Origin of the sequence: Shewanella sp. MBTL60-112-B2, assembly GCF_019655055.1 — a bacterium.
Classification (GTDB): Bacteria; Pseudomonadota; Gammaproteobacteria; order Enterobacterales; family Shewanellaceae; genus Shewanella.
Map to the genome: position 1 here is coordinate 88463 of NZ_BPFA01000020.1, position 7205 is coordinate 95667.

The 7205-nt window shown below is 43.4% G+C and carries 5 protein-coding genes; 4 read left to right on the forward strand and 1 reads right to left on the reverse strand.

Annotated elements, in window-relative coordinates; all coding sequences use genetic code 11:
* Nucleotides 1-197: 197 nt before the first annotated feature.
* Nucleotides 198-2330, reverse strand: coding sequence for a M3 family metallopeptidase (locus K5Q73_RS13465; RefSeq protein ID WP_220763768.1), 2133 nt, complete (start codon nucleotides 2328-2330; stop codon nucleotides 198-200).
* A 380-nt stretch (nucleotides 2331-2710) separates the two neighbouring features.
* On the opposite strand from K5Q73_RS13465, the gene K5Q73_RS13470 reads away from it, so the two are divergent.
* The 4 genes from K5Q73_RS13470 (at nucleotide 2711) to K5Q73_RS13485 (ending at nucleotide 6904) form a co-directional block, all read left to right on the forward strand.
* Nucleotides 2711-3289 (forward strand): thymidine kinase, encoded by a 579-nt coding sequence (locus tag K5Q73_RS13470; protein WP_220763770.1) that lies wholly within the window; start codon nucleotides 2711-2713, stop codon nucleotides 3287-3289.
* Nucleotides 3290-3655: 366 nt separating this feature from the next.
* On the forward strand, nucleotides 3656-5014 hold the full coding sequence (locus K5Q73_RS13475; RefSeq protein ID WP_220763772.1) for a DUF3137 domain-containing protein: 1359 nt from the start codon (nucleotides 3656-3658) through the stop codon (nucleotides 5012-5014).
* Nucleotides 5001-6263, forward strand: coding sequence for a DUF3137 domain-containing protein (locus tag K5Q73_RS13480; RefSeq protein WP_220763774.1), 1263 nt, complete (start codon nucleotides 5001-5003; stop codon nucleotides 6261-6263). The genes K5Q73_RS13475 and K5Q73_RS13480 overlap by 14 nt, the downstream gene beginning before the upstream one ends.
* Before the next feature lie 71 nt (nucleotides 6264-6334).
* Nucleotides 6335-6904 carry a LemA family protein gene (locus K5Q73_RS13485; protein ID WP_220763776.1) on the forward strand — a complete coding sequence of 190 codons (570 nt, stop codon included), beginning with the start codon at nucleotides 6335-6337 and terminating at the stop codon, nucleotides 6902-6904.
* The last annotated feature ends 301 nt before the right edge of the window (nucleotides 6905-7205 follow it).

Sequence of the window (7205 nt, forward strand, 5' to 3'; positions counted from 1 at the left end):
TGGCAGGCATAAATTACTCGTTATAAGGCGTATATTAGATTTACACTTAGCCATAACTGGATATTAGTAGACATAAATTAAACATATACTAGATATAAAAAGCTCCCTTATTAGGGAGCTTGTACTTTCGAGCTTGTACCTTCAAGCTTAGTCAGCGAGCTACTATCAGCTAAGCCTTTACTAACGAATGCATATCGTTAGTTTAAGCCGCGACGTTCAAGCAATGCTTCAGTTGTCGGCTCTTGGCCTCTAAAGGCTTTGTAGGCGTCCATTGGCGCAACAGAATTACCCACTTCACGAATGGTCTTTCTAAACTTCATGCCAATTTCACGGTTAAGCCCGCCTTGAGTTTGCACATAAGCAAATGCATCAGCCGCTAGAATTTCACTCCACATGTAGGCGTAGTAACTTGCTGAGTAACCACCTGGGAAAGCATGGGCAAAGTAAGTTGACTTATAACGTGGTGGCACTGCTGGTAAATCTACGCCGTGCTTTTTAAGCGCAGCCGCTTCAAAGCTGGCTACATCTTGCAGTGGGCTGCCGGCTTTAAGTGTATGCCATTCAAGATCTAACAACGCGGCAGACATATACTCTAAGGTGTCGAAACCTTGGTTAAAGCTGCGTGATTTTAATAACTTTTCAAGTAGCTCTTTTGGAATAGGCTCGCCGGTTTCATAGTGTTTAGCATAGTTTGCTAGCACTTTAGGGTGCGCAGCCCAATCTTCTTCAAAGGTTGATGGGAACTCGACAAAGTCGCGCGATACAGAGGTGCCTGATAGTGTTGGGTAAACCACTTTAGAAAACATGCCGTGAGTACCGTGGCCCATTTCATGGAACATGGTGGTCACTTCATCGTAGCTCACAAATGTGGGCTCACCTGCTGGCGCTTTCTTAATGTTCATTACGTTAATCACAACAGGCTTATTGTTTAATAACTCAGACTGCGCTACAAACGAACTCATCCACGCACCTCCACGCTTGCCTTCACGTGAGAAGTAGTCTGCATAGAAAATCGCCATGCTGCTGCCATCTTCATCGAACATTTCGTAGGCTTTTACATCTTCATGGTACACAGGCAGATCTGGGCGTGGTTTTAATGTCACGCCATATAGCGCTTGTAAGGTGAAGAACACACCGTCTTCTAGTACACGGTCAAATTCAAAATATGGTGTAATCGCGCTTTCATCTAAATCGTACTTCTCTTGGCGTACAAGTTCAGCGTAGTAAGCCCAATCCCACGGCGCTAGCTCAAAGTCGCCGCCAGTTTGATTGATCATGGCTTGGATATCAGCCGCTTCTTTTTGAGTGTTTTTAATTACCGCAGGTACCATAGAGCCAAACATCTTGTATACCGCTTCAGGTGTTTTAGCCATTTGTGGTTCTAGGCGGTATTCTGCCCAGCTTTTATAACCAAGTAACTCTGCACGTTCGGCGCGAAGTTGTGCAAGTCTTGCCACTAAAGACGCAGTTTCGTTCTCTCCTTCAAGACCACGTTCAGCTGATGCTTGCCAAATTTGCTGACGCAGGGCTCTGTCTTGTAGCTGAGTCAGTACTGGCTGACGTGTAGTGTTGGTGATGTTTAGTTGATACTTACCAGGGTGACCATTAGCAGCTGCATCGGCGGCAGCGGCTTTGATTGCACTTGCTGATAAACCAGCAAGCTGCTCTTTTGAGTCAACAACAACTGCGATCTCTTTGGTTAAGCGCATTAAGCGCTGAGCAAATTCGTTAGTTAGTGTTGACTGTTCAGCATTCAGTACACGGATCTGTTGTTTTTGACCTTCAGTCAATTTGGCACCCGCGCGCACAAAACGTTTGTAGTACACCTCAACTAAACGACTTTCTTCAGCCGATAAATCTAAACTATCTCTTTGGTTATATAGCGTTTCTATACGCTTAAATAACGCTGGGTTTAAATTGATGTTGTCTGAGTGAGCCGCCATTTTTGGCGCCATTTCACCTTGAATTTTGCGCAGTGTTGGGTTGCTATCTGTACCGGCTAAGTTATAAAACACCTTTGAAGTACGAGTGAGTAACTCGCCACTCTTCTCCATTGCAATAATGGTATTGGTAAACGTCGGCGCTTGTGGGTTGTTGGCAATATCGAGGATCTGTTGATATTGCGCTTGCATGCCCAAAGTTAAGGCTGGCTGAAAATGCTCATCCTTAATTTTTGTAAAGTCTGGAGCTTGATACTGTAAGGTGCTTGCCTGTAAGAATGGGTTCTGTGCTTGTACCATAACAGCATTGGTATTTTCTGGTGATGTGGTTGAGCATGCGCTCAGGGTTAATGTTGCTGCAATGGCTGCTGCAATAACTGACTTATGCATAAAATTTTGACTTCCTTTATTATAATTGTGTTTTTAATTTAACGCTTTGGCATTAAACGTGTCTTAATGTGAGTCATTTTGTGCATCAATGCTGGGTTTTGTGTTGGTTTTGTTGTGTTTGTCACATATTTGGACTTTGGTTGCACCCCTTGTACTTTCTGGGTTTTTATAGGGCTGACGGAGTTAAACTAGTCAAAACAAGCTGTTCAGTTAAAAAGCAAAGAATGACTCACTAAACTTAGTATCTTATCTAGCGAGTTGTGAGGTGATAAAGCCGCAGATATTTTTTGTGACGTGATCGCATGAACTGTTTGGTTAAGATGATTTGTTGCTTAAATTAGTGCTAAACTAGCGCCGAATTCACCTTTAAGGACTTTAGTTTGGCGCAGCTCTATTTCTATTACTCAGCAATGAATGCGGGTAAATCAACTTCGTTATTGCAGTCTTCTTATAATTACCGTGAACGCGGCATGCATACCCTAGTGATGACAGCGTCAATTGACGATCGTTATGGTGTGGGTAAAGTGGCTTCTCGTCTTGGTATCGAAACCGATGCTCAAGTCTTTGGTAGCAATGACAATCTGACTCAGATGATCAGCACGAGCCACGCCGAAAAGACTTTGCACTGTATCTTGATTGATGAATCTCAGTTTTTAAGCAAAGAGCAGGTTAAGCAGTTAACTTATGTGGTTGACGTACTTGATATTCCAGTACTTTGTTACGGCCTGAAGACCGACTTCCAAGGCGAGTTGTTCAGTGGTAGCCAATACTTGTTAGCCTGGGCCGATAAATTGGTTGAACTTAAAACTATTTGTCATTGTGGCCGTAAAGCCAATATGGTTGTGCGTCTTGATGGCAATGGTAAGCCAATGCGTGAAGGTGAGCAGGTGGCGATTGGTGGTAACGAAAGCTACGAGTCTGTATGTCGTAAGCATTTTAGAGAATTTATCTGGGATTAGGTTTTACTGAGTCCAGAGAAATAGAAGAGGTTAACGCTGTTATGGTGTTAGCCTTTTTTATTGGTCAACTTCTTTGAATTTTGCCGATTAATACCTTCCTGAACGAAAGCTATCAGCGCTACTAGGGAGTGAAACCTTTAGATCCTTGCTATTCGATATATCTGTGATTGCATATTTATAGCAAACATAGCGTAGAGATAGAGTTAATAACTAAAAACTTTAATCTAATTATAGGTTAACGGACTTAAGTCTCTGTTGTTATTGCCGCCTTTCATTATAATCCCCGTTTATTATACGGCTCTAAATCTAACCTTGTTCATGTAGTAAAAGGATAGAAGTAAAAGGAAAGTGGTAAAAGGATATTCAATGCAGCATAACCAAATCGTCGCTCAACATATTGCCAAGTTACGCAGTGATGTTGATGCCGCTATCACTCAAGATGATCTGCTCGAGGTTATCACTCAAGTTAAACACCATTCGGGACCGTTAGATTACCGCGATAAGATAACGCACTCTGTTAAGTGGTTACTGGTTAGCGCGAGCGTCTTGTGTATCGTCTTGATATTTATGCGGCTCTGGTATGAACAAGTTGAGCCACTAGCTAAGTTGGTGATTGATGACTCTTGCTATTGGCTTCCTGTCGCGCTGAGTACATTATTAGTCAGTTTTTGCCATGAGCGGGGCTGGCTGCCTGTCCCTATGCCAGTTAACTTTACACTGCTGGTGGCAGCAATGGCTCTGGTGACAATATATGTACCTGAATGGCCCAAAATCTATTGGGCGCTGACGTATGGTTTTGGTTATGTCATTAGCGTGGGGGAAATTGACGACCATCAGTTTTCGCTGTGGTTTATTCTGATCATCGCCAGCTCACTCACTTGGGTGTGGTTAGATTATCGCGCCAATTGGCGTAAACACCTTTCCGATAAAATATTCCTCTGTGATGCCTTATTTAATAATGGCTTAACACAAACTAAGCCAGCAGCCGAAGACAAACTTGATGCACTTGGAAAGCAGTTTGCAGAGTTTCGTCGCGGCAGCGGCACCCGTGATATTCAGCAGATGTTTGCAGGGGATTATCAAGGCGAACAACACAGCTTTAACTATAAGCTTTATCACTTTCAGTACACCGTAAAACGCACCCAAACCAGCTCTGATGGCAATGGTGGCTATAAAACCAAAACCGTGCATGAAGATCGCGATCGCTACGGCATGTTGCTCGATTTTCCGTTCGCTAGCGGTTTGTGCATAGATGCTGAAGACGAGGTAAAGCTTAAAGGTTCGGTTTATGCCGAAAAGTATCACACTGAATCGAATGCGTTTAATGACATTTATCGCGTACAAGCTTGCGATAAAATCAGTGCTGCACGCTTGTTAAGTCCAGCCGTGATTGAGTTGCTTATAAAGCTTAATCAAAATTTTATTTCACCTATGGTGGAAATTACTGCCGATGGCCGTTTGTGCATAGCCTCTACCAGCAAGCTGATTATAGAAAAGCGTAAACATTCACTGGAAAAGCCAGATGAATTTTATAAAGAGATTGCCGGCCATACCGAACTAAAGCGGGTGCAAAAACTGCTTGAAGCGATCCATGAGCTTATGCGCTTATCTGATAACAACTTTGTAAGTGATAGCAGTTTTGTGAGTGGCACACAACAAGCCGCCGCTCTCACACAAGCCACACCTGTAAAAGATACGAAGGTCAATGTTAATGCAGTCTTATAACGCTCAAGTGACTCGCAATATTGCCGCCATCGGTAGTGATGTTGAAGCCGCGAAAAGCCAAGATGATCTAATCGCGTTAGTGCGTAAGGTTGAGCATCATAAAGGGCCGCTAGATTATCGTGATAACTGGTATCGCTTTTTCTGCGCGGTTTCGTTGTTTTTCGCTTTGTTGCCGGTTGCTTTTGAGTTGGGGTTAGTGGTCCCCGATTTTGTGATGCACATTCTTAAAAGCGCACTGGGCTACAGTGTGATCTGGTATCCAATGTTGGGGCTGGCAACATTAACCCGCTATTTTGAAGACAAGGGTAAGTGCTTACCTATGCCCGGCCCACAGTGGGGGCGGATGCTATTGATGGCAGCTGTGGGCGCGGCGCTGAATCTCATCCCACAATGGCCGCATTGGTATTGGGATATGTATTTCGATACCTTAGCCTCGTTTTTAGGCTTGTGGTATCCAAGCTCAGGTTTTGCTGCCCATAATGGCGTGATAGGCGTAATTATGCTGCTGTGGCTTAGAGGCCGGATGAAGTGGCGCAATAAGTTGTCGGATACCATCTTTTTAAAAGATGCGCTATTTAATAATAATCTTGAGGCAGTCCCATTTGAGGGCAAAAAGCTGGCTAAAGAGCTTGAAGGTAGTTTTAAAGAGTTTGATCGTGGTAATGATCTGCGAGAAATTCAAAGTCTTTACAAGAGCACTTACCAAGGTGATATCCACCAGTTTGATTATCAGCTCTATCGTTATCACTACATTGTAAAACGCACTGAAACCACCACAGACGCGAATGGTAAAACCACTACGCGAACGGTAAGAGACAGTTATTATCGCCACGGTGTGTTATTAGATTTCCCTTTTGCTAAGGACATGAGTATTAGCAATGACTTTGGCATTAAGCGCCGAGGCGAACGCTATAAAAGTGCCTCTAATGAGTTTAATCGCCAATATCGAGTCCATGCTAAAGAGTTGATGATCGCAGCACGTTTGCTATCGCCTGCGGTTGAAGAAAAGCTCACTGTATTTGCTAAACAGTTAAAAAAACCAGTATTAGAATTCGGCCAACAAGGAAGGCTGTGTTTAGCGGTGAGTGATGACCTGTTAGCGGTTAAGCGAGTAAACGGTTTAGATAATCCCAAAGCCTTTGCCGAAGAATTAGCAGGCCATACCGAGTTAAAGCAAATGAAGCAAATGCTCGAATTAGTCCACGAAATGATGCGTTTTAGTGATAATAATTTTAAGGTGAGTGCATAAATAACACCTTCTATTAAAGATTTAGATAGTTAATCCAAGACAATTAATTAAGAGATAAAAGGAAAACCTAAATGGACAGTTCAGTTATTGGTTTGGTGATTGCAGCAGTGGTGATAGTTGCCATCATCATCACCTTGTACAACGGCATTATTGGTAAACACAATGCGGTAGATCGCGCATGGGCGTCGGTACTGACTCAAGAGCGCCAGAAGAATAAGATCATTCCTATGGTTGAGCAGTTAGTCGAGCAATACAAGCTGCATGAGTCTGAAGTATTAACTAAAGTCACTGAACTACGTAGCGCGATTGCAGAAATGAGTTCTGGTGTAGACACGGCAAAACTTGCCGCCGCCGAGCAGCGCACTCAAGACTTAATGCAGGGCCTTAAAGTGACGGTTGAGGCTTACCCAGAGCTTAAAGCATCAGATGTGTATATGAAGTTAATGGCTGAAATCAGCGAGCAGCAAGAGCAGATTGGCGCGGCTATTCGTATTTTCAATGCCAACGTTGAGGACTTTAATAACGCGATTGAGATGTTCCCTGGATCACTTATCAATAGCATGCTGGTACGTAAGCAGAAGATCGCAAGCTTTAGCGATAGCGAAGCACAAGCAGGGTTTGAGTATCAACCTAACCTTTAACCCGTTGGGCTGGGTTTTAGCCCTAGGTAGGATATCAGGCTGCGCTCGAGTAACGCTTTATAGCTTTAAGCAATCAAGCTGCGCTTGATAAACGTCGTGGGATTCCATCCCACACCTGGGCAAGAGGGGGGCAACAGCTTCTCCCTCTTGACCATTTCTTTTATAAAGAGTCCTTATTGTGGCTTAATAAACTTGTACACCGATATGAGGTAAACTGCCCTTAATATAGAACGGTGTAAACGTAATGAAGACTCAACCAACTTATTCAACAGAATTTAAAATAGATGCAGCTAACCTTGTA

Bases quoted from the DNA above. Each gene is read 5' to 3' on its own strand.
- K5Q73_RS13480 (WP_220763774.1), top strand. From the start codon at position 5,001: ATGCAGTCTTATAACGCTCAAGTGACTCGCAATATTGCCGCCATCGGT.
- K5Q73_RS13475 (WP_220763772.1), top strand. From the start codon at position 3,656: ATGCAGCATAACCAAATCGTCGCTCAACATATTGCCAAGTTACGCAGT.
- K5Q73_RS13485 (WP_220763776.1), top strand. From the start codon at position 6,335: ATGGACAGTTCAGTTATTGGTTTGGTGATTGCAGCAGTGGTGATAGTT.
- K5Q73_RS13465 (WP_220763768.1), bottom strand. From the start codon at position 2,330: ATGCATAAGTCAGTTATTGCAGCAGCCATTGCAGCAACATTAACCCTG.